Source organism: Monashia sp. HAY1-2A (genome assembly GCF_056755315.1).
On record NZ_JBNDHY010000503.1, the window covers coordinates 1 to 260 of the forward strand.

A 260-nucleotide genomic window follows, 5' to 3' on the forward strand; every position below is an offset into this window, starting at 1 on the left:
CCGTCCCGCAGGCCGTCGCGCCCCTGTTCGGCGGAGGAGGCGAAGACGAACGCCTTGCGCCGGCCGAGGCGGTCGGAGAGCCGGCCGAGCACCAGCGACGCGATGATGACGAACACCATGTAGATGAGGATGAGGATGAGCAGGTCGTCGTCCGCGTTTGGGTCGCGCAGGCCGAACTCGAGGAAGTACAGCAGCAGGGTGGTGCCGAAGGCGTTGCCGAAGTTGACCAGGACCCGGCTGAGCAGCGTCCAGCCGAAGTC

1 pseudogene is annotated in these 260 nt (G+C 67.3%); it reads right to left on the reverse strand.

What is annotated here, in order from left to right:
- Positions 1–260 (reverse strand): annotated as a pseudogene (locus tag ACPYOM_RS22890) (MFS transporter); the annotation flags it as partial.